This window comes from Rhodothermus bifroesti (assembly GCF_017908595.1).
In the GTDB taxonomy this organism is placed as follows: domain Bacteria; phylum Bacteroidota; class Rhodothermia; order Rhodothermales; family Rhodothermaceae; genus Rhodothermus; species Rhodothermus bifroesti.
The window spans coordinates 356,079-375,272 of sequence record NZ_JAGKTL010000003.1; the positions used below are offsets into that span (position 1 = coordinate 356,079).

At 55.4% G+C, this 19,194-nt stretch carries 20 protein-coding genes; 13 read left to right on the plus strand and 7 right to left on the minus strand.

The genetic code is table 11. The annotated features are described in order from the left end of the window. The first annotated feature begins 151 nt into the window (after positions 1 to 151). The 6 genes from J8E65_RS08460 (at position 152) to J8E65_RS08485 (ending at position 4,746) form a co-directional block, all read left to right on the plus strand. A complete protein-coding gene (locus tag J8E65_RS08460; protein WP_210375315.1) occupies positions 152 to 748 on the plus strand; it encodes an RNA polymerase sigma factor in 597 nt (198 codons plus the stop codon). After that, a complete protein-coding gene (locus tag J8E65_RS08465; protein WP_210375316.1) occupies positions 745 to 1,425 on the plus strand; it encodes a hypothetical protein in 681 nt (226 codons plus the stop codon). The genes J8E65_RS08460 and J8E65_RS08465 overlap by 4 nt, the downstream gene beginning before the upstream one ends. Positions 1,426 to 1,439: 14 nt before the next feature. Beyond that, the gene (locus J8E65_RS08470) at positions 1,440 to 2,282 is read left to right on the plus strand and encodes a hypothetical protein (protein WP_237181791.1); all 843 of its coding nucleotides are present in this window, start codon (positions 1,440 to 1,442) and stop codon (positions 2,280 to 2,282) included. A gap of 131 nt (positions 2,283 to 2,413) precedes the next feature. Beyond that, positions 2,414 to 3,637, plus strand: coding sequence for an N-acetylmuramoyl-L-alanine amidase family protein (locus J8E65_RS08475; protein ID WP_210375317.1), 1,224 nt, complete (start codon positions 2,414 to 2,416; stop codon positions 3,635 to 3,637). Between the two features lie 5 nt (positions 3,638 to 3,642). Then, the gene (locus J8E65_RS08480; RefSeq protein WP_272491920.1) at positions 3,643 to 4,191 is read left to right on the plus strand and encodes an adenine phosphoribosyltransferase; all 549 of its coding nucleotides are present in this window, start codon (positions 3,643 to 3,645) and stop codon (positions 4,189 to 4,191) included. A 6-nt stretch (positions 4,192 to 4,197) separates the two neighbouring features. Beyond that, complete coding sequence (locus J8E65_RS08485) at positions 4,198 to 4,746, plus strand: hypothetical protein (protein WP_210375318.1); 549 nt, start codon at positions 4,198 to 4,200, stop codon at positions 4,744 to 4,746. Here the strand turns inward: J8E65_RS08485 and J8E65_RS08490 are convergent. Next, positions 4,728 to 5,150 carry a RidA family protein gene (locus J8E65_RS08490; protein ID WP_237181792.1) on the minus strand — a complete coding sequence of 141 codons (423 nt, stop codon included), beginning with the start codon at positions 5,148 to 5,150 and terminating at the stop codon, positions 4,728 to 4,730. The two genes, J8E65_RS08485 and J8E65_RS08490, sit on opposite strands and share 19 nt — an antisense overlap. A 72-nt stretch (positions 5,151 to 5,222) precedes the next feature. On the opposite strand from J8E65_RS08490, the gene J8E65_RS08495 reads away from it, so the two are divergent. The 3 genes from J8E65_RS08495 (at position 5,223) to J8E65_RS08505 (ending at position 8,041) form a co-directional block, all read left to right on the plus strand. Beyond that, positions 5,223 to 6,038, plus strand: a complete 816-nt coding sequence (locus J8E65_RS08495; protein WP_210375319.1) for an SDR family oxidoreductase — start codon at positions 5,223 to 5,225, stop codon at positions 6,036 to 6,038. A gap of 74 nt (positions 6,039 to 6,112) precedes the next feature. Beyond that, the gene (gene mnmA / locus J8E65_RS08500; protein WP_210375320.1) at positions 6,113 to 7,258 is read left to right on the plus strand and encodes a tRNA 2-thiouridine(34) synthase MnmA; all 1,146 of its coding nucleotides are present in this window, start codon (positions 6,113 to 6,115) and stop codon (positions 7,256 to 7,258) included. 72 nt (positions 7,259 to 7,330) lie between these two features. Beyond that, positions 7,331 to 8,041: a response regulator transcription factor gene (locus tag J8E65_RS08505; protein ID WP_210375321.1), complete on the plus strand. Its 711-nt coding sequence runs from the start codon at positions 7,331 to 7,333 to the stop codon at positions 8,039 to 8,041. Here J8E65_RS08505 and J8E65_RS08510 read toward each other — a convergent pair. After that, on the minus strand, positions 8,038 to 8,745 hold the full coding sequence (locus J8E65_RS08510) for a response regulator transcription factor (RefSeq protein ID WP_210375322.1): 708 nt from the start codon (positions 8,743 to 8,745) through the stop codon (positions 8,038 to 8,040). The two genes, J8E65_RS08505 and J8E65_RS08510, sit on opposite strands and share 4 nt — an antisense overlap. A 92-nt stretch (positions 8,746 to 8,837) precedes the next feature. Between J8E65_RS08510 and J8E65_RS08515 the strand changes: the two genes are divergently transcribed. Then, positions 8,838 to 9,899 (plus strand): M42 family metallopeptidase, encoded by a 1,062-nt coding sequence (locus tag J8E65_RS08515; RefSeq protein ID WP_237181793.1) that lies wholly within the window; start codon positions 8,838 to 8,840, stop codon positions 9,897 to 9,899. Here J8E65_RS08515 and J8E65_RS08520 read toward each other — a convergent pair. Next, the gene (locus J8E65_RS08520; protein WP_210375323.1) at positions 9,896 to 11,344 is read right to left on the minus strand and encodes an aldehyde dehydrogenase family protein; all 1,449 of its coding nucleotides are present in this window, start codon (positions 11,342 to 11,344) and stop codon (positions 9,896 to 9,898) included. The genes J8E65_RS08515 and J8E65_RS08520 overlap by 4 nt on opposite strands. 134 nt (positions 11,345 to 11,478) lie before the next feature. On the opposite strand from J8E65_RS08520, the gene pncA reads away from it, so the two are divergent. The 3 genes from pncA (at position 11,479) to J8E65_RS08535 (ending at position 14,415) form a co-directional block, all read left to right on the plus strand. After that, positions 11,479 to 12,111 carry a bifunctional nicotinamidase/pyrazinamidase gene (gene pncA / locus J8E65_RS08525; protein ID WP_210375324.1) on the plus strand — a complete coding sequence of 211 codons (633 nt, stop codon included), beginning with the start codon at positions 11,479 to 11,481 and terminating at the stop codon, positions 12,109 to 12,111. Positions 12,112 to 12,231: 120 nt separating this feature from the next. Then, entirely contained in the window at positions 12,232 to 13,365 is a 1,134-nt protein-coding gene (locus J8E65_RS08530; RefSeq protein ID WP_341481751.1) for a glycosyltransferase family 4 protein, read from the plus strand. A gap of 9 nt (positions 13,366 to 13,374) precedes the next feature. Then, positions 13,375 to 14,415, plus strand: a complete 1,041-nt coding sequence (locus J8E65_RS08535) for an EpsG family protein (RefSeq protein ID WP_210375325.1) — start codon at positions 13,375 to 13,377, stop codon at positions 14,413 to 14,415. Here the strand turns inward: J8E65_RS08535 and J8E65_RS08540 are convergent. Genes J8E65_RS08540 through J8E65_RS08555 form a run of 4 tightly spaced genes read right to left on the minus strand, consistent with a single transcriptional unit; the run spans position 14,412 to position 19,109 of the window. Further along, positions 14,412 to 15,617, minus strand: a complete 1,206-nt coding sequence (locus J8E65_RS08540; protein WP_210375326.1) for a dipeptidase — start codon at positions 15,615 to 15,617, stop codon at positions 14,412 to 14,414. The two genes, J8E65_RS08535 and J8E65_RS08540, sit on opposite strands and share 4 nt — an antisense overlap. A 56-nt stretch (positions 15,618 to 15,673) precedes the next feature. Further along, entirely contained in the window at positions 15,674 to 16,483 is an 810-nt protein-coding gene (locus tag J8E65_RS08545; RefSeq protein WP_210375327.1) for a helical backbone metal receptor, read from the minus strand. Then, positions 16,464 to 17,981 carry a UDP-N-acetylmuramate:L-alanyl-gamma-D-glutamyl-meso-diaminopimelate ligase gene (gene mpl / locus J8E65_RS08550; RefSeq protein ID WP_210375328.1) on the minus strand — a complete coding sequence of 506 codons (1,518 nt, stop codon included), beginning with the start codon at positions 17,979 to 17,981 and terminating at the stop codon, positions 16,464 to 16,466. The genes J8E65_RS08545 and mpl overlap by 20 nt, the downstream gene beginning before the upstream one ends. Positions 17,982 to 17,990: 9 nt before the next feature. Next, on the minus strand, positions 17,991 to 19,109 hold the full coding sequence (locus J8E65_RS08555) for a hemolysin family protein (RefSeq protein ID WP_210375329.1): 1,119 nt from the start codon (positions 19,107 to 19,109) through the stop codon (positions 17,991 to 17,993). Positions 19,110 to 19,194 lie beyond the last annotated feature (85 nt).

Here is a 19,194-nt window from a genome sequence, read left to right on the forward strand (position 1 = left end):
GTCCGATCACGATGCCAAAAGCGAAGGCACTAACCGCATACCGCCCGTAGGGTTTCGTGTGAACCTGTTGAAGGCTAAGCAATAAAACCTACAGCGCCTCCGTTATACGGAATGGCTGCGCAGCCCTCCTTCCGGAAGCCTAACCTGCCGGATGCATCCTACCGACGACCAACTTGTTGCGGCCTACCTAGAGCAGGGCGATACGCAGGCGTTTCGACAACTGGTCGAGCGCCATCAAGAGCGTATTTACGGCTATTTGCTCGGCTGGGTACGCGATCCTGAAGTGGCAAATGACCTGTTTCAGGAGACGTTTTTACGGGTGCTGGCAGCGCTCCGGCAGGAGCGGGCTTCCTACACCCAGCAAGGGCGCTGGTTAGCCTGGGTGATGCGCATTGCCCGCAACGCAGCGCTGGATTACCTGCGCAGTCGCCGTAAATGGCACAATGTAGCCGAAAATGACCTTGAAGAAGGCGCTACGTTTTGGGATCGATTGCCGGATGAAGCCCCAGCAGCCGATCGGGAACTAGAAAATGCCGAGCTTCAGGCCTTACTGGCCGACTGTATTGAACGGTTACCTCCGGAGCAGCGCGAAGTGCTGCTTTTGCGGCAAGAAGCAGAACTGACCTTCCGTGAAATTGCAGAACTGACAGGTGTTTCCATTAACACGGCGCTGGGGCGTATGCGCTATGCCCTGATTAACCTGCGCAAAATGATGGTGCAACGGCAAAAACAACTGGCCACGGAATGAAAACAGGGCTACCACCGCAGCATGTGCCAGATTCCATGGAGGCAAAGCGTCTGCATCTGCTCTGCCGACTCTACGGTGAAGTGCCTCCGAATGGCATTGATCCGGAAAGCGATCCGGAGTTAGCAGCCGAGTGGCAGGTCTGGCAGGAGGTGAAGGCATGGCTAGAGGCGCGGCCGCGGTCGCGTCCAGATCCGGCTGTAGTTGATCGTATTGTAGCAGCTGCTGCTCGGGCTGCGCGGGCAGCCGACCGATCGGCGCGCCCACGGCACTCCTCATGGCGTACCCGAAAAACCTTAGCCATAGTCCTGACGGTGTCCATGGGACTGGTAGGTCTCTTCGCTTATGCCCTCCGTCCTGTGCCCGCTACACGTACGGGACGAATTCTGGCTGAGCAGGCCGCTACCACGCCCCAGGCTGTTGAGCTTCCGATGGCTAAAATGCTTCAGCCTGCTACGCCGCATGCCGCTATAGCCGCGACAGCACCGCGAACTTCCCAAACGCCACCGCTTTTCTTGGAATGGGACGACCGTGAAGCGGTACAACAAGTCTACCGCCAACTTCAGCTTTTGGAAGCCCGGAGCGCCCCCGATGCTTGGGAGCCAGCGCTTCCCCTGGAAGCCTGGCCTACAAGGCAAGCCACGCCTGGCTTGCTCCCAGCTTCTCGGCGTATGCCTTAGACGACGTGCTTACCATGAAGGGCATTGCATGGATACTGGGATGGATCGCCTTAGGATTGATGGGTTCAAGACTGCAGGCCCAGCCAACTGGTCCTGTGCGTTCGCTCATTATTGAGCAGGGAAAGGTATTGCTGGATGGACGGCCTGTGACTGCAGCGGAGCTGCCTGCAGAGCTGCAAACGGGCGACGTATCCTTGCACGTGCAGTTTAGTGGCGAGGTTAGCCCAGTTTTTGCCATCAAAGGTCAATTTTTCCGCATTGAGGGCGATCGATTGGTATCGTTGACCCCTGCACCTGAAAAGCTGCTCAAAAGTGAGAGGCCTGCCGCGATCGATGCGCAAGATACGCTAGACGTGTTGCGCGCTCACTTGGTCGCACAGGCGCAGGCGCTGCGCGAGGCTGCGCAGGCGCTTTACCAGCAGCTTGCGCAGAACCAGACGGCATGGTCGATGGACGTAGCGCGTCAGCTGGAAGTCTTGCAGCAACAGGCTGCAGTGCTTTCAGAATATGCACGCCAGCTGCCGCGCTTGGAATGGGAGGCCTATCTGCAGACGATGCATCAGCACAATGCTGAACTAGCCCGCCGATTGATGGAGGAATGGGAATGGGAACAGGACTTGCGCGCGCAGGCTGCGCGCATCCGGCAACTTCCTGAAGGGCCGCAGCGTCAGCAAGCTATAGCCCAACTGCGCCGACAGCTCGAAGCCGCCTTTGACCGTAAACAGCAAAACCGACAGGCTGAAATCGCTCAGCTAGAACGCCAAATCCAACGCTTGCGGCAGCGCCTGGACGAACGTGCCCGCTACCGGAAGCATATCGTCGAGCAATACCTGCAAGACCTGTTGCAAGGCCCCTGAGTTGGCAAAAAGCATACGCATGTTGTACCTTTCTCTGCGCAGGGACCTTTGCGGTTGGCACAACTGCGCCTCCTAAAAAGGCGGTATGAAGCTTGCTATATGGCAGGCACTACGGGCAAACGCCAGGGCATATGCGACACGCAAGACTACAGGTGGTGCTCGGATTGTGCATGCTGCTAGGCTGCCAGATGGCCTGGGGGCGGGCTGCAGTCCAAGTTACGCGCATATCGTTTACGCCACGTGCCGATCAAACCGGATATGTCGTGCGCATTCACACGACCGACCACGTCAGCGCTTATCAGGAACCCGAGTGGCTGGATGCGCACCGGCTGCAATTGGTACTGTTTTACACGGAACCCGCCCCTTCCTTACAGCATGACCCGCCGGCCGGCCCCGTCGTCTCTTATACCATTGAGCCTCAAAACGGCCACCTGATCCTGCGCTTCCAGTTCGCCGAAGGACTTGCTGTAGAAGCTGCTGCCTATCGCGACCGGTTGTCAACAGATATTTTGCTAGGACTGACCGTCACGTCTGCGCCGGTAGCCGACGTAGCTTCGCTCCCTAGCCCACAGCAAGCAAACACACCGCCTGCCCGTACAGTCGCACTCAAACCGGAATCCTCAACGCCGCGAAACCTCGATCGCTGGCACCTGGACACGGTGGTGATCGATGCCGGTCATGGAGGTAAAGACCCCGGTGCTGTGGCTAACGGCGTGCGCGAAAAGGACGTTACCTTAGCGGTTGCCCTGAAACTGGGAGCCTACTTGCAACAGCAAGGCTTGCGTGTGATCTACACACGGACCAGCGACCGGTTTGTAGAACTGCGCGAGCGAGGGCGCATCGCCAACGAAGCCGGAGGCAAACTGTTCATTTCGCTCCACTGCAATGCTGCCCCTGGCGATCGTTCGGCCTATGGCGCGGAGACGTACTTTTTGGGCTTGCATAAAACCGAAGCGGCCCGCCGCGTGATGGAACGTGAAAACAGCGTCGTTCGCTTGGAAAGTGATCCTTCCCAGTACGAAGCGTTTACCGAGCAGGAGCTGATTCTGATGACGCTAGCACAAAGTGCCTACCTGCGCAAGAGCGAAAAGCTAGCTATGCTCGTGCAGGAAGAGTTTGCCCATCGCACAGGCCGCGTCAATCGCGGCGTAAAGCAAGCCGGATTTTATGTGCTCTGGAGCGCCTCCATGCCAGCCATCCTCGTCGAACTGGGCTTTTTGACCAATCCACGCGAAGCCGCCTTTCTAAAAAGTAAAGCAGGCCAAGAACAGATGGCCCAAGCGATCTTTCGGGCGGTGCAGGCCTTTAAGGAACTCTATGAACGGGAATTGGCGTTCCCCGCTTCGGCGCGTTAAGCAACATGATGACACGCATGAATAACGTCAAGACGCTGGAAACGCTTAAGCAGGCGGTACGTACGATCCCGGACTTTCCAGAGCCGGGTGTACTGTTCAAAGATATTACGCCTGTTCTGGGCCATCCTGAACTGCTTCGGCTGGCCATTGAAGCCCTGCTGGACCCCTTTCAAGATCAGGTGATCACCAAGGTTGTGGGCATTGAGTCCCGGGGCTTTATTCTGGGAGGCATGCTGGCCCATCATCTGGATGCTGGTTTTGTACCAGTGCGCAAGAAAGGTAAATTGCCTTACAAGACGCTCTCGGAAAGCTATCAGCTTGAATACGGCACCGACAGCATTGAAATGCATGTCGATGCGATTGAACCAGGAGATCGGGTGCTCATTCACGACGATGTGATTGCTACCGGTGGAACGGCCGAGGCAACGATCCGGCTGGTAGAACGCGCCGGTGGGCAGGTCGTTGGGTGTGCCTTTCTGATCGAGCTGATGGCCCTCAAAGGGCGTCGGCGTCTGCCGGATCACATCCCTATACATGCGGTATTGCAACTTTAACCTGGGATGGGACTGCGCGCATATCCATGGCTATGGCTGCTAGGCTTGGTACTGGTGCTGGCTGGGTGTGAAGCAGCTGCAAACGAAACGCTCACGCTGCCACCGATCGAGGTGTCGTTTCGCTTTGAAGTGAACGGCAATGCGTTGCAGGATGGCCAAGCCTACACGGCTACGGCTACGGGTAGTGTAGACCTAACGCAGGCACTTGCCGAGCGAGGGGGGTACCGCAAAACCGAAGTTACCCGTGCCCTTGTGACCGCAGCTACCCTCACGCGCATTCAGCCTGTTTTAACCAACTTGGCCGATTTGCTCACAGAAGCACGCTTACTTCTAACGGCTTCAGGGGTAAACGATACCGAGGTGGCCTCACGCACTGGCTTTCCTAGCGAAACCGAAGCGGCACTTTCTCCCCGAACAGGCATCGACGTCACAGCCTTTGTGCAACAACCCTCTTTTGGGGCAAAATTGCGCCTGGTGCCCCGCAATCCCAACCCTCAAGAACAATACGTCTACGAAGTGCGCCTAACACTGCAAGTTCAGGTCGAAGGCGTTTGACGCACAGCAATGCACGAAATCTCAACGCGGGCACCGCGCGGCAGTGCCGCTACTTGCACAGCTTCGCGTGCCGGTGGAGACTCATTAAAGTACCGAGCGTACACCTCGTTGACCTGGGCGTAGTCGTTGATGTCGACCAGGTACACGGTGCAGCGCACCACGTCCTTGTAGTCCATTCCTGCGGCCCGCAACACGGCCCCCAGGTTTTCCAGAACCTGTTCGGTTTCGCGCTCAATACTCTCAGTAATCAAACTCCCCGTTTTGGGATCAATAGCGATTTGCCCCGAGCAGTACAGCGTGTCGCCCACCAAGATGGCCTGGCTATAAGGACCAATGGCCGCAGGGGCTCGTGGGGTCTTGATGATGGTACGTGCTGGCACGTGAAGATTCGGTCGATGATCCATTAGGCATCTTTGGGTTTATTAACTTGCGACAACTGGTTGGGAAACTTCAAACGAAGAATCCGCTAAGGCGATATGGATTTGGGCTTACAGGATCGGATTGCCTTGGTAACAGGCGCCAGCAGTGGTTTGGGTTGGGCAGCTGCCCGCGAGTTGGCCCGCGAAGGCTGCAAAGTAGCCCTTTGCTCGCGCTCAGAGACGCGCATCCGGCAGGCAGCTGCACGTATCGCGGTCGAAACCGGGGTGGCCGAAGATCGCCTGCTCCCTTTGGTGTGCGATGTGCGTGAAGAAGCACAAATTGTTCAAGTGATTGAGCAGGTGGTAGCGCATTGGGGACAGTTGAACATTCTTGTGACGAATGCCGGCGGTCCTCCGGCTGGATATATCGGCGATTTTACCGCCGACGACTGGCGGGCGGCTTTAGAGCTGAACCTGCTTAGCACGATCAACCTTTGCCGGCATGCCTTGCCGCACCTGCGCCAGGCTGCCCGAAAACCAAACGGCTTAGCACGTATCTTGATGATTACGTCTATTTCCGCTAAGCAGCCGATCCCAAACCTGTATCTCTCCAATGCGGCACGTGCAGGCGTTCAGGGCTTTGCTAAAAGCCTGGCTGAAGAACTAGGCCCCGAAGGCATTACGGTAAATACGCTGCTACCTGGCTATACACGCACCGAGCGGTTGGCTGAACTGGCTCGCTTGCAGCAGCAGCGTACTGGACGTTCGGTCGAAGAGATCGAAGCTTCTTGGGCAGAACAAGCAGCCCTCAAACGCCTTGGCGAGCCCGAAGAGTTCGCTGCCGCTGTGGTTTTTTTGGCAAGTGCACGTGCGAGCTACATTACCGGTGTGGCGCTGCCCGTGGATGGTGGGCGCTCCAAGCATCTGCTCTAACAGGGGGAACGGAAGCGATCCCCTTCCGTACAAAACGGCGCAAAGCGATAACCAAAAGCATACAAATAAAGACGATGAGCCGAAACGGACGCGTACTGGTGGCAATGAGCGGCGGCGTGGATTCGTCCGTAACGGCAGCACTGCTGCACGAGCAGGGCTACGAGGTGGTGGGCATCACGATGAAGACATGGGACTACGTCTCTAGCGGTGTGCGCACCGGCAAGGAGGTTGGGTGTTGCTCGCTGGAATCAATGAACGATGCCCGCGCCGTAGCCGTGCGCTTGGGTTTCCCACATTTCATCGTGGACATTCGTGAAGAGTTTGGGGATTGGGTGATCCAGCGGTTTGTCTCGGAATATTTGGCCGGGCGTACACCTAACCCTTGCGTGCTGTGCAACACGCACATCAAGTGGGCAGCGCTGTTGCGGCGGGCCGATCGCTTGGAGTGTCAGTATATTGCCACAGGGCATTATGCACGCGTGCGCTACGAAGAGGCACTAGGGCGGTACGTCATCTCACGTGGCCGCGACTTGAACAAGGATCAGAGCTATGCGCTCTGGGGCCTCTCGCAGGAACACCTGGCGCGCACGTTGCTGCCACTGGGCGACTACACCAAGCCAGAGATCCGTCGCCTGGCTGCTGAAATGGGCTTTGAACGCCTAGCGCAAAAGCCAGACTCCTACGAAATCTGCTTCATTCCCGATAATGACTATCGCCGGTTTTTGCGGCAGCGTGTGCCCGATCTAGATGCTAAGGTAGGACCGGGAAAGTTTGTGCTTGAAGATGGCACGGTAGTGGGCACACACCAGGGCTATCCGTTCTATACCATTGGCCAGCGCCATGGCCTAGGACTTTCGCTAGGCTATCCGGTATACGTGACGCATATCGACCCGGAAACCAACACCATTACAGTAGGGCCGCGCGAGGCGTTGCTGCGTCAGCGGCTTGTGGCCCGCCAGATTAACCTTATCAAGTACCCCGATCTTTACGAAGAGCGTCCAGCGATAGGCAAGATTCGCTATAAGGATGAGGGCGCTCCCTGCTTGGTTTGGCAGGAAGACGACGCACTGCAGGTAGCCTTTGCCGAGCCGCGCGCTGCCATTACGCCAGGGCAGGCGGTCGTGCTCTACGAGGGCGACGATGTGCTGGCTGGCGGCTGGATCTACGAAGTGCACCGTGCGCAAGCGGCCGAAGCTGTTGATGCAGCCGCAGTGCGCTGAAGTCCGCTTGTTTAAAGCAATGCGGTATTGTAGATTCACGATAGTCCTTCCGCAAATAGCGCCTCTGCAGATATGGCCAAAGCGCGGCTGCTGATTATTGAAGACGAAGCCCAAGTACGCGAAGCGCTCACGCTTTACCTGGAAGCTGCAGGCTACGAAGTAGATGCCGTTGCTACGGGCGAAGCCGGTCGAGAGCAGGCGATTCAGGTGCCCGGATATGACTTGATTTTGCTGGATGCCCGGCTGCCGGGCCGTGACGGCTTCGAGGTGCTGCGTCAGTTGCGAGAAGAAGACGGCGTGCTTACGCCTGTGCTGATGCTCACGGCGCTGGGTGATCGCGAGCATCGCTTGAAAGGCTTTGAGCTTGGCGCCGACGATTATCTTGCCAAGCCATTTACCCCTGAAGAGCTGCTGGCCCGCGTAGAAGCTGTACTCCGGCGCGCACGCAGTCAGCCCTTGCCCGAAAAACGGCGCTTCCGTGTAGGCGGGATTGAAGTAGACCTAGAGCAGGGTACCGTAACCCGCAACGGCCAGCCTGTTGCCCTGACCGACATGGAGTTTCGGCTGCTACGGTACCTGATTTTGCACCGCGGCCGCACGGTAAGGCGCGAGCAGCTCTTGCGGGAGGTATGGGGACTACCGCCTACCGTACAGACGCGCACCATCGATCGCCACATCAACGCTTTACGACGCATCATGGATGGGGAAGACGAAGCCAGTTGGCCCATCCAGAGCGTTTACGGCATTGGCTATCGGCTGGTGGGAGGCGAGTTTGTCGATTAGCCTTTAAACCGGTATCCTTTCCCGTAAACTGTCTCAATATACCGCGGCTGACGCAGATCAGGCTCAATTTTTTTGCGAATCGACGCGATGTGTCGGTCAATGGTGCGCGTTTCGACATCGCCTTCGATGTGCCACACGTCGCGCAATAGCTGACGGCGCGTAACGACTTGTCCGCGGTGATGGATAAGATAGTGCAACACGTTGAGTTCCATGGCCGTGAAGTTGACGCGCTCGTTGCCTCGGTAGGCTTCATAAGTACTAAAGTTGATCTCTAGATCGCCAATGCGATAGCATTGCATAGGGGTGCGGTCAGGAGGTTGGGTACGTTGCAACACAGCACGCACGCGTGCAGCCACTTCGTCGGGATCGAAGGGTTTGACAATATAGTCGTCAGCCCCCAGATCAAAGCCTTGTAACAGATGCTCCCGTTCTCCCCGCCCGGTTAAGACCAAAACGGGCACAGCACAACCTTGCTGCCGCAGCGCTCGAAGCACCTCAAAACCGCTTTGGTCTGGAAGCATGATGTCTAGCAGCACAACGTCAAACGGACGCCCATTTTTCACCAAATCCAGCGCCTGGGCACCCTGGGCCGCGTGCGTAACCTGATAGCCTTGGAGCGTAAAGAAATCCTGGAGGGCCTGAGCAACGTCTGCGTCGTCTTCAACGATAAGCAAGTGATATACGGGTGCCGACGGGGTTGGCATAGCATCAAGACTTAGGTGAACAGGGAACTCTTTCTGGAGATTAGGAACTGAACAAGGCGCTGTCAACCGTTGACCCTAAGGAAAAATGCACGATGATCAACCAACCCAACCAGGCATTTTTGCTTGAATTGCTCGGTACGCCTAGCCCCTCAGGGTTTGAGAGCGCCTTGCAGCAACGTTGGCTGGAAGCCATACGCCCTTGGGCAGATGAGGTCGCGCAGGATAGCTACGGTACGGCGTGGGCTGTGCGCCGTGGTACGGAAAGCCTAGCACCACGCCTAATGCTAGAAGCCCATGCGGACGAAGTCGGGTTCATTGTGCACTACATTTCTGAAGAGGGCTTTTTGCATATTGCCCCTATCGGTGGCGCCGATCGGGTGCTAGCCCGTGCCCGGCGCGTACGCGTTTTGGGGAGCCAAGGGCCCGTAGACGGCGTGCTGGGTCACACGGCCATTCATCTCCGTGATCCTAAAGAAGACAAGGTGCCGGAATGGCATGAGCTGTTTGTGGACGTAGGGGCTAGAAGTCGGGATGAAGTGGCTGCGTTGGGCATTCGCGTAGGACACCCGATCGTATTGGCCGAAGAACCCTTTTTGCTTGACAGACGTCGCTTGGTTGGCAGGGCACTGGATAACCGCCTAGGCGGGTTTATTCTTGTCCAGGTATTGCAGACGCTAGCTGCTGAACCCGTAGCCGCCACGGTGTATGCCGTCAATGCTGTGCAAGAAGAAATCGGGGGCTATGGAGCGCGCATGGTGGCTTATCGATTGCATCCAGACCTGGCGCTGGTGCTGGAAGTCACCCATGCTACCGATGTGCCCGGAATTGAAGCCCGGCGACATGGATTGATCCGGTTGGGAAGTGGACCCGTAATAACGCATGGTACCGCCAATCATCCCAAACTGGTTGAACGCTTGTTACAGGTTGCCGAAGCCGAAAGCATTCCGGTGCAACATGAAGCCTCCTCCCGACGCACTGGAACCGATGCCGACGATATTTTTGCTACACGTGAGGGCATCCCGTGTGCGCTGGTCTCGGTACCGCTGCGCTACATGCATTCGCCTGTAGAAATGGTCGACCTCGACGATGTGGCGCACACCGTGAAGCTGCTGGTTGCGTTTATCCGTAGCCTACAGGCAGGCGATCCGTTTTAGAAAAAAGGCAACAAGCGGTCGATGAGTCGACGTGCGCGCTCGCTGTAGGGTGGATAAAGCTGGCGCAGTAGAGGAACCTCAAAGCGACGGTAAACGACAGGCCGCGCGTTGGAGAAGGCCAAAAAGCCATGATAGCGGTAAGCCTTCCCTAGACCACTTGGGCCAATGCCGCCGAAGGGAAGATCAGGATGGTTAAAGTGCAGCAGCGTGTCGTTGACGCATCCACCCCCTGCAGAAGTATGGGTAAGCACGTATTCCACCCGGCGGGCTTCTTGCGCAAACACGTAGAGGGCCAAAGGTTTGGGACGTCGGTTAATGGCCTGTAAGGCTTCGTCTAGATCGTCGAAGATCTGGATAGGGAGCAACGGACCAAAAATCTCTTCCTGCATGATCGCGGCTTCATCGGGCACATGGGTGAGCACGGTTGGGGGAATAAAGCGCTCAGCGGCACGCCAAGGCCCCCCAATGGCTTCGCGCGCCCCTTTGGCCAGGGCGTCTTCGTAAAGCAAGCGTAGCCGCGCGAAGTGATGGTCGTTTACGATGCGTGCATAACTTTCACTTTGCGCCCAAGCCTCAGCGTCAGGACCGTAGAAAGTTTCCAGTTGCTCTCGGAGCGCTTCGACAAGGGCGTCATGCAGCTGGCGATGCACCAGGATATAGTCCGGGGCAATGCAGGTTTGGCCAGCGTTTGTAAACTTTCCCCAAGCAATTTTTGCTGCAGCCTGCGCGACATCGGCCGTTTCATCGACCACAGCAGGCGATTTGCCCCCGAGCTCCAGCGTGACCGAAGCCAAATGCCGAGCAGCTGCTTCCATAACCAATCGTCCGACACGAGGACTGCCAGTGAAAAAGATGTGGTCGAAGGGCAAGGTCAACAGCGTTTCGGCTACCGTGTGATCCCCTTCAAATACAGCAACTTCCTCAGGCTCAAATACCTCTTCAACGATACGGCGAATTACGCGAGCACTGTTAGGCGCCAGCTCTGAAGGCTTAATCATGACGCAATTCCCGGCAGCAACCGCGGTAACCAGCGGCGCCAGCGTAAGCGTAAATGGATAATTCCAGGGGGAAAGAATGAGCACTACGCCCTTAGGTTCATAGCGAATTTCGGCGCGGGTACCGATATGCGTAGGAGCTGTGCCAACCCGTTTAGGCCGCATCCAGGCGGCTAGATGCCGCGCTACGTAGCCCGCTTCGGTAACGACTGGCGCGATCTCCGTGAGGTCTACTTCCAGTGCAGGTTTGCGAAAGTCGGCCCAGAGGGCCGCGCGGATGGTTTCCCGATGGTCGAGGACGGCTTCGCGGAGACGAATCAGCTGACGGCGCCGAGCACGAACAGTACGCGTCCGCACGTAGGCTTGATGCTGTCGCTGCCGTTCAAAAAGCAAGGCTATTTCACGCGCCAGTTCGGGCGTGCACGGTGTCGCCGCTGGATGGGGAGCCATGGCCTGTGGGAGGAAAGCCGAAGTAACCTTTTTTAATGGTATACAATTTTGAAACTGGGGTCAAGCTTTTGGAACTTTTCTGGCTAGAGGTTCTCTTTTTTAAAGATCCCTTTAACCAACCTGTAAGGTAAGCAATGAAAGCGCTGCTGATCGTAGATGTGCAGAACGATTTTTGTCCAGGGGGCGCCTTACCTGTACCAGAAGGAGATGCCGTGGTGCCTGTGATTAATCGCTTGAGCCGGTATTTCGAAAACCTTATCCTGACGCAGGACTGGCATCCAGCTGGCCATGGATCGTTTGCATCGGCGCATCCTGGCAAAAAGCCTTTTGAAACCATCCAGCTCAGTTATGGCGAGCAGGTGCTTTGGCCGGATCATTGCGTGCAGGGCACGCCTGGGGCTGCTTTTCATGCGGGCTTGGACACTACGCGCGCGCAACTGATCATCCGAAAAGGGTTTCGCAAAGAAATTGACTCCTATTCCGCCTTTTATGAGAATGACAAGCAAACGACCACCGGGTTGGCAGGTTACTTACGCGAGCGGGGGATAACGACCCTTTATGTCGTGGGGCTTGCGGCAGATTTTTGCGTTAAGTGGTCGGCTTTGGACGCCCGTCGGCTGGGCTTTGAGGTGTATGTGGTCACCGATGCCACGCGCGGCATCGACACCAACGGTTCGCTAGCCCGGGCTTGGGAAGAAATGCGGGCAGCCGGGGTGCACTTGGTGACGGCTGAAGAAGTCACGCGCCAGGCCCAGCCAGTGGGGTAAAGCGTAAGCGCTGCCGATAGGGATAAAATTTGCTAGGAATCTGCCTTCGGTACGGCAGGGAAAAGCCCAAACTTTGCGTATCTTGCCGCCAACGATGGGGGAAGCTAAGCTTTGCACTTGGTGAGCTCAAAAAATAAACCACTCCATCTCGCTTATCTGATTACCCGTGCCGATGAGATTGGGGGGGCACAGATGCATGTGCTGTATCTAGCCCAAAGCTTTCAGGCACAAGGCATGCAGGTTACAGTTCTGGCGGGAAGTGAAGGATCTTTCTCAAAGCTGGTAGAAAACGCGGGAATTCCCTACGTCCATGTTCCCTTCCTCCAAAGGGCCATTTCTCCAAAGGAGGATTACCGATGCTTTTGGGCGTTACGTCGCTTGTTTCGCAAATTGCAGCCAGACTTGGTCACGACGCATTCTTCCAAGGCAGGCTGGTTAGGACGGCTTGCCGCTAAAAGCCTGCGGCTGCCCGTAACGTTTACAGCGCATGGATGGGCTTTTACGGAAGGTATTCCCGAGGCACGTCGTCGCGCTTTTGCATTGGCCGAGCGGCTTGCTGCGCGCTTTGCAGATCGCATTATTACTGTATCCGAATACGATCGCCAGCTGGCCCTTCGGTATCGCGTAGCATCCCCAAGACAGTTGGTTACGGTCTACTATGGCATCCCAGATGTTCCCCCTGCATTATGGGCCCGCCCCGCAGCTGGAGCACCCGTGCGCTTGATTATGGTAGCGCGCTTTAGTCCGCAGAAAGATCAGGCCTTGGTCTTGCAAGCCCTGGCAGCATTGCGTCATCTACCTTGGGAGATCGAATTTGTTGGAGACGGTCCTTTGCGGCCCAAATGCGAACAGTTAGCCTTGGCGCTTGGGATTAAAAACCGGGTCTATTTTTTGGGAGAACGTCAGGATGTGGCTGAACGCTTAGCACGAGCACAGATTTTTGTATTGGCCTCCAACTACGAAGGCTTACCCATAAGCATCCTGGAAGCAATGCGAGCAGGTCTGCCGGTAATTGCCGCAGATGTGTCTGGGGTCAAAGAGGGTGTGGTCCATGGGAAAACAGGACTGTTGTTTGCCCGTGGCGACGTAGAAGGATTAAAAAACCATCTGCAGACCCTGCTTTTGCATCCAGCATGTCGGGAGCACTTGGGCACAGCTGGACGTCAACGCTACGAAACCCATTTTACGCTCGAACGCATGGTAACGGAAACTTGGCAAGTTTACCAAGAAGTGTTGTGCCACTATAGCCGTTAAGTCAAAGAGATGATTTATCTCGTCGGTTGGCTGCTCGTGTATTATTACTTTGCACTTAGCTTCTTTACGCGAAATTATTCACGTCTTTTGGCAATCAGTGTTGTCGGAATCTTAGGGCTTATAGCAATCTTCCGCGGAGCTGTAGGTACCGATACAGCCGTTTATGAAAGACTGGCCTCTCAAGCTCATGTGTGGCAAGGATTAGAACCTGGATTTTGGTTGCTTACCTATCTGTTTTCTCTAATCTTTGATGATCCTGTAATTATTGTAAGGCTTTTTTCTCTATTGTTTACCCTGATTCTAGTTTGGTATCTGAATAGATCAAACAACGAGGAGTTATTTCTTTTGATGGCTTTTGTAGTTCCTTTGTTCTTTTATAACTTCAGTATGAATGTGATACGCGTAGGATTAGCTTTAGCTTTGTTGCTTATGGCATTTCAAGAAGAAAGAAGAGGAAAATATAAAAAGGCCATCCTTATCGCTTTTAGTACCGTATTTTTTCACTATTCTATGTTATTTGCTTTATTTTATTTATGGCTCACCCATGAATCCATAAACTTCAGTTTTAGTAAGTTCAGAAACTTCTTGATTCTGTTTTTAGCTGTCCTAACTTTAATTGCATTTATATTAATTAATGAAAGTTATTTTTTGTTTAAATTATCTCATTATGTAGTGCGTGAAGCTCCTAGTTTGTTTTCTGGGCTTTCTAGATTGGCTTTAGGCTTTGTATTGCTATCCTCTTTATTTTTTACGAAGATAGATAAAAATTACAAATATAGAATTGTTGGATTTTCTGTATTTTTTATGATTGTGTTTTTCAGTTTGGGAATTTATGTAACACCGCGTCTTTTAGATTTGGTCAATTTCCTTATTCCTATCGCAATTTTTCGTGCTTACTATCGCATTCAGGAGCCTGTTGAGACTCCGGTCAAGATGGGACTTTTCATGGCGGGGTTGGCCGGTGCAGCAGGGATGTATCGCTACATGCTATATGAGAGTTTTTGGACGCCTTCCCCATTTCTTCCCTACCATACCTTTTTTGAGCACTAAGGTGCAGACTGCTGGAGTTGGGTGGCAATGGTTTCGACGGTTTCCCAGAGGCGCAGGAGATTGCCGCCCAGAATTTTTTCGATATCTGCCTCGCTGTAGCCGCGTCGCAGCAGTTCGGCTACCAGGTTGGGATACATGGATACGTCCTGCAAACCTTCAGGCAGGGCAAATACGCCATCAAAATCTGACCCGATGCCTACGTGGTCGATGCCCACAAGCTGCACGACGTGGTCAATGTGGTCGGCTACATCGGCCACGGTACCTATAGGGTACCGCTTGCGCTGTTGGCCTAGCCAGCGTCTGGCTTCTGGGGTATCTGGTGTTAGGCCCTGCGCCTCTAGTGCGGCTTGTAGTTGCTGGCGGATGGAATCGCCGATTGCTTGATACGCGCTGCGCAAAAAGGAAGACCCGAAATTGATCATGATGACGCCACCTTGAGCAGCCAGCGCTTGGATCATCTCGTCGCTCATGTTGCGCTCCCAGCCAGGGGTAAAGTGCCGGGCCGAGGAGTGCGAGGCGATCACAGGCGCTTTACTGATGCGCAGCACGTCGTAAAATGCGCTGTCAGAAACATGCGAGATGTCGACGAGCATGCCCAGTCGGTTCATTTCATGCACTACCTGTTCCCCAAAGGGGCTCAGCCCGTTCCAAACGCGAACGGTGTCGTAGGAGCTGTCGCAAATCTGGTTGGCCCGAGCGTGCGTCAGCGTGATGTAACGGATGCCGCGCGCGTAAAAATAGGCTACGTTTTGCAGTTCGCCCTCAAGCCCGGAGCCGTTTTCCATACCCATGAGCAGCGCAATGCGGCCTTCTTGATGAGCTCGGCGTACATCGCTAGGTGAGCGCGCCAGCATGAACTTGTCGGGTGCTTGCTGGGCCAAAGATGCAACCATGTCGATCAGCGAGTCGGCCAGCTGCTTGGAAGCCCCCGGGATGTCCTGCAAGTTTGAAGGCAAATAGATGGAAAAAAACGGAGCGTCAAGTCCTCCCGCTTTAGCGCGCGCGTAGTCAAAGTCGCCCAGCTCGCTGCGGCCCGTGATGTCCTCAGGGAGTCGGTAGAGCCGGTAAGGGACGTCGATGTGGCCATCGATCAAGATAAACTGCTGCGTAAGCGCGCGTGCCTGTTCCAGTAGGCGATCTTCTTGCGAGCGGCAGGCCGTAAGCAGGCCAAGCAAAAGCATTGGGGCAAACCACAAACGCATTTTTCTACAGCAGCGGGTTTGGAGGTACGGTAGTTTAAACATACAAAATCCCGCCTTTAAAAGGACAAGGCCTTTTTGAGCTGGTCACGCAGCGCTTGCATATAAGCGGGGGTTTCGAGCAGCCGGGCGCCGTACCAAGAGAAAAGCTGGCCGTCTACAAGCAGCACGGTAGCTTGTGGGCAAAGGGCTTGCAGTTCGGGTAGGTGTTTTTCTTGAAACGGATAGGGCTCGCTACTCAGCAGGATGAGCTCAGGCTGCAGGGTAGCCACCATTTCGGGCGTAAGCACCGGGTAGCGGGTATAAGCAGCGCATACGTTTTCAAAACCGCCGCGTTGGAGCATGTCGTGAATAAACGTGTCGGCCCCGATGCTCATGTAAGGTTGTCGCCAGATGAGGTAAAGCGTTCGCAGCGTGGGAAATGTGGGCAAGGTGGCAAAACGCTGCGCAATAGTGGCAGCAAGTGCTTCAGCAGCGTGCTTACGGTGGGTGAGCAGACCCACATGGTGGATCATCATTAAAGCCTCCTCGAGCGTGCGCACGTGCGTCACAAAGACTGGCACATGGGGTTCTAGGGCTTCAACCATCTCGCGCGTGTTTTCTTCTAGGTTAGCGAGCACTAGATCGGGCTTCAACTGGAGCAGCCGTTCCACATTGAGCTGTTTTGTGCCCCCGACGATGGTTTTACGGCGTTTCCAGTCAGGTGGGCGCACGCAAAAGCGCGTTAAGCCTACCACCTGCTCGTCTAACCCCAGCACAGCCAGGAGTTCAGTCAGGCTAGGTACTAGGGAAACGATGCGCTGGGGTGGATGTCTCAGCCTCAGAAGGTGGCCTCGGCTATCTGTTAGGTTAAGCGGAAAAGGGGGCATTAGGGAAGGAGGCTGGTGTTGTTTGGGTACGGCTTTGCAGGGCGTGCAACAACCGGGCTGGTAGGTTACCAAAAGCGCCGTTGCTCATAAGCAGGGCCACATCGCCTGCTTGTAGGCTTTCTAAAAGGCGTGGAAGCAGGGCGTCGGCACCGTTGGCTACTTCAGCGGGAATACCACGGGCACGAATGCCAGCAGCCACATGCTCCGGGTCAAAGAAATCCTCTGGATGATCGTTATGCCGAAAGGGCGGCATGCTAAGCCATACGGCATCAGCATCGTCGAAGGCTTCTATGTAGTCGGATTCGAAGCGACGACGCCGGCTTGAGTTGGAACGGGGTTCAAAGACGGCTATGAGGCGGCGATTGGGCCACCGCTGGCGTGCTGCCCGCAAGGTTTCCCGCACAGCTGTTGGATGATGGGCAAAATCGTCGACCACCAGTATCCCGCCCGCCTCGCCCCGTACTTCTAGGCGGCGCTTCATCCCCGGAAAAGTAGCCAGCCCTTCATGAAGCTGCTCGGGTGAAAGGCCCTGCTGCAAAGCAAACGCGCAAACCGCCAGTGCATTGCGCAAGTTGTGCCGACCGCTTAGCGGAAGAAAGAAGCGACCGATTTTTTGACCGTCGGCAATGAGTTCAAAGTGCTGCCCCTCAAAGGTAGGATGCAGGCTGCCCACCGTAATGTCGCAAGGCGTGTGCAGTCCATAGGTGCGCACCTGGGCTGGGCACTGACGCGCCAACTGGCGCACCAGGGGATCATCGCCGTGTGCAATAAGCAGCCCTTGGGTAGGCAAAAGCGCAACCAGCTGCTCAAAAGCTTCTCGGTAATCTTCGAGGTCGTCGTAGAGGTCTGCATGGTCAAATTCGATCGCAGTGAGCAGTACACTCTGCGGACGGTAATGCAAGAACTTGGGGCGCTTGTCAAAATAAGCGCTGTCGTACTCATCGCCTTCGATGACAAACCAAGGACCGGAGCCTATGCGGCCGCTCGTTTCAGCACCAATCATGACGCCCCCAATAAAAAAGCCTGGATCCCATCCTGCACAGTGAAGCACATGAGCCAGTAGGCCACTGGTGGTGGTTTTGCCGTGCGTGCCAGCGACAACGACAGGGCGCCGATGGCGCAGAAAAAAATGAGCTAGCGCTTCCGGTAGCGAAAGTTGCGGTAGGCGACGCTCGCGGGCGGCAGCGGCTTCGGGATGGGTAGGCGTGCATGCGTTGCCCACCACAACCAGATCGGGTGGGGGTTCTAGATGCGCTGGATCGTAGTCCTCATAAAAGGAAATGCCGCGCTGGCGGAGGTACGTACTCATAGGCGGGTAAGCCGCCGCGTCGCTTCCGCGTACCTTGTAGCCCGCTTCATGCAGCAAAACCGCCAGCGTGCCCATGCCGCTGCCGCAAATGCCAATCAGGTATACCTCGCGCACTGCTTCAGGAGGGGGCGCAGGTGGACGTTCAAAAAGGCGCAGATGCGCGTCGGGATATTCTTCCAAGCGTTTCATACGCTGCCCTTAGGAAGGTGATTTACCGGTTAGGCCTAGACGGATGACTGCAGCCCGCTCGGCGCTAGCAGTTTCAGAAGGTTGACTGACTTCTGGAAGCAATCCTAAGCGCTCTGCACGGCGGCGCCACTGCTCACGGGCTAGTTCTTGCATGTCGCGCGTGGCATCGGCCTCGTCGACAATTTCCAGTCCAAGCAGGGTTTCAACAATGTCTTCTAAAGTAACGATGCCGGCGGTGCCGCCGTACTCGTCGATCACTAAGGCAATGTGCTCTAGCCGATTGAGCATGCGTTCGAATAGTTCAAGCAGCGGAAGGGTTTCTGGAACGACCAGGATTTCCCGGCGAAGCCGGTGCAAAGGCACTTCGCCATCATCCCGCGCGGCGCGCAACAGCACCTCATCTTTGAGCACATAGCCGGTAATCTGATCTCGCGATTCTCGGTAAATTGGAATGCGAGAAAAGCGTAACTCAGGATAGCGACGGAGCACCTCGGCAAGGGTCAGGTTTTCAGGCAAAGCAAAAATCACCGTACGTGGCGTCATGACGTCTTTAGCCCGCAAGGCGCGAAACCGGAGCAGGTTTTTAAGAATGCGCAGTTCTTCTTGCTCAAAGACGCCCTGTTGCCGCCCTAACTCGGCCAAAGCAGCAAGTTCTTCTCGGCTTACAGACGGACCTGTAGGTTTACGTGAAAGCAGCCGTGTAATCCCTTGGGACAATAAGACGAAAGGATAAAATGGCCAGATGAGTACGATCAGTAAGCGGGCCGTTATAGGGGTCAGTACATGCCAGTAGAGCGCCCCCAGTGTTTTGGGAATAATCTCTGAGAGGATTAGAATCGCCAGGGTGAGGCCTGCGGAAATTAAACCCGTGTACGCATCGCCAAATACCAATACTGCCTGCGCTCCTACACCCGTAGCTCCAGCAGTGTGGGCAGCGGTGTTTAGGGTTAGAATGGCAGCTAGCGGTCGATCAATATCCTGCTTAAGTCGCCGTAACAACCTTCCTGTGGTTGTGTGCTGGTGTGCTTCAATGTAAGAAGGAGTAACGCTAAGCAGGACGGCCTCCAGGAGCGAGCACACAAAGGAAACGATTAATGCTAGCGCCAGATAAAAAATCAGTAATTCCATCGAAGCGTTCTTCCGGATGCATTCCGGATTCGGTTGATTCGCATAGCCCGAGCAAAAAAGAATGCTACTTTTGGCAAAAGGGTTT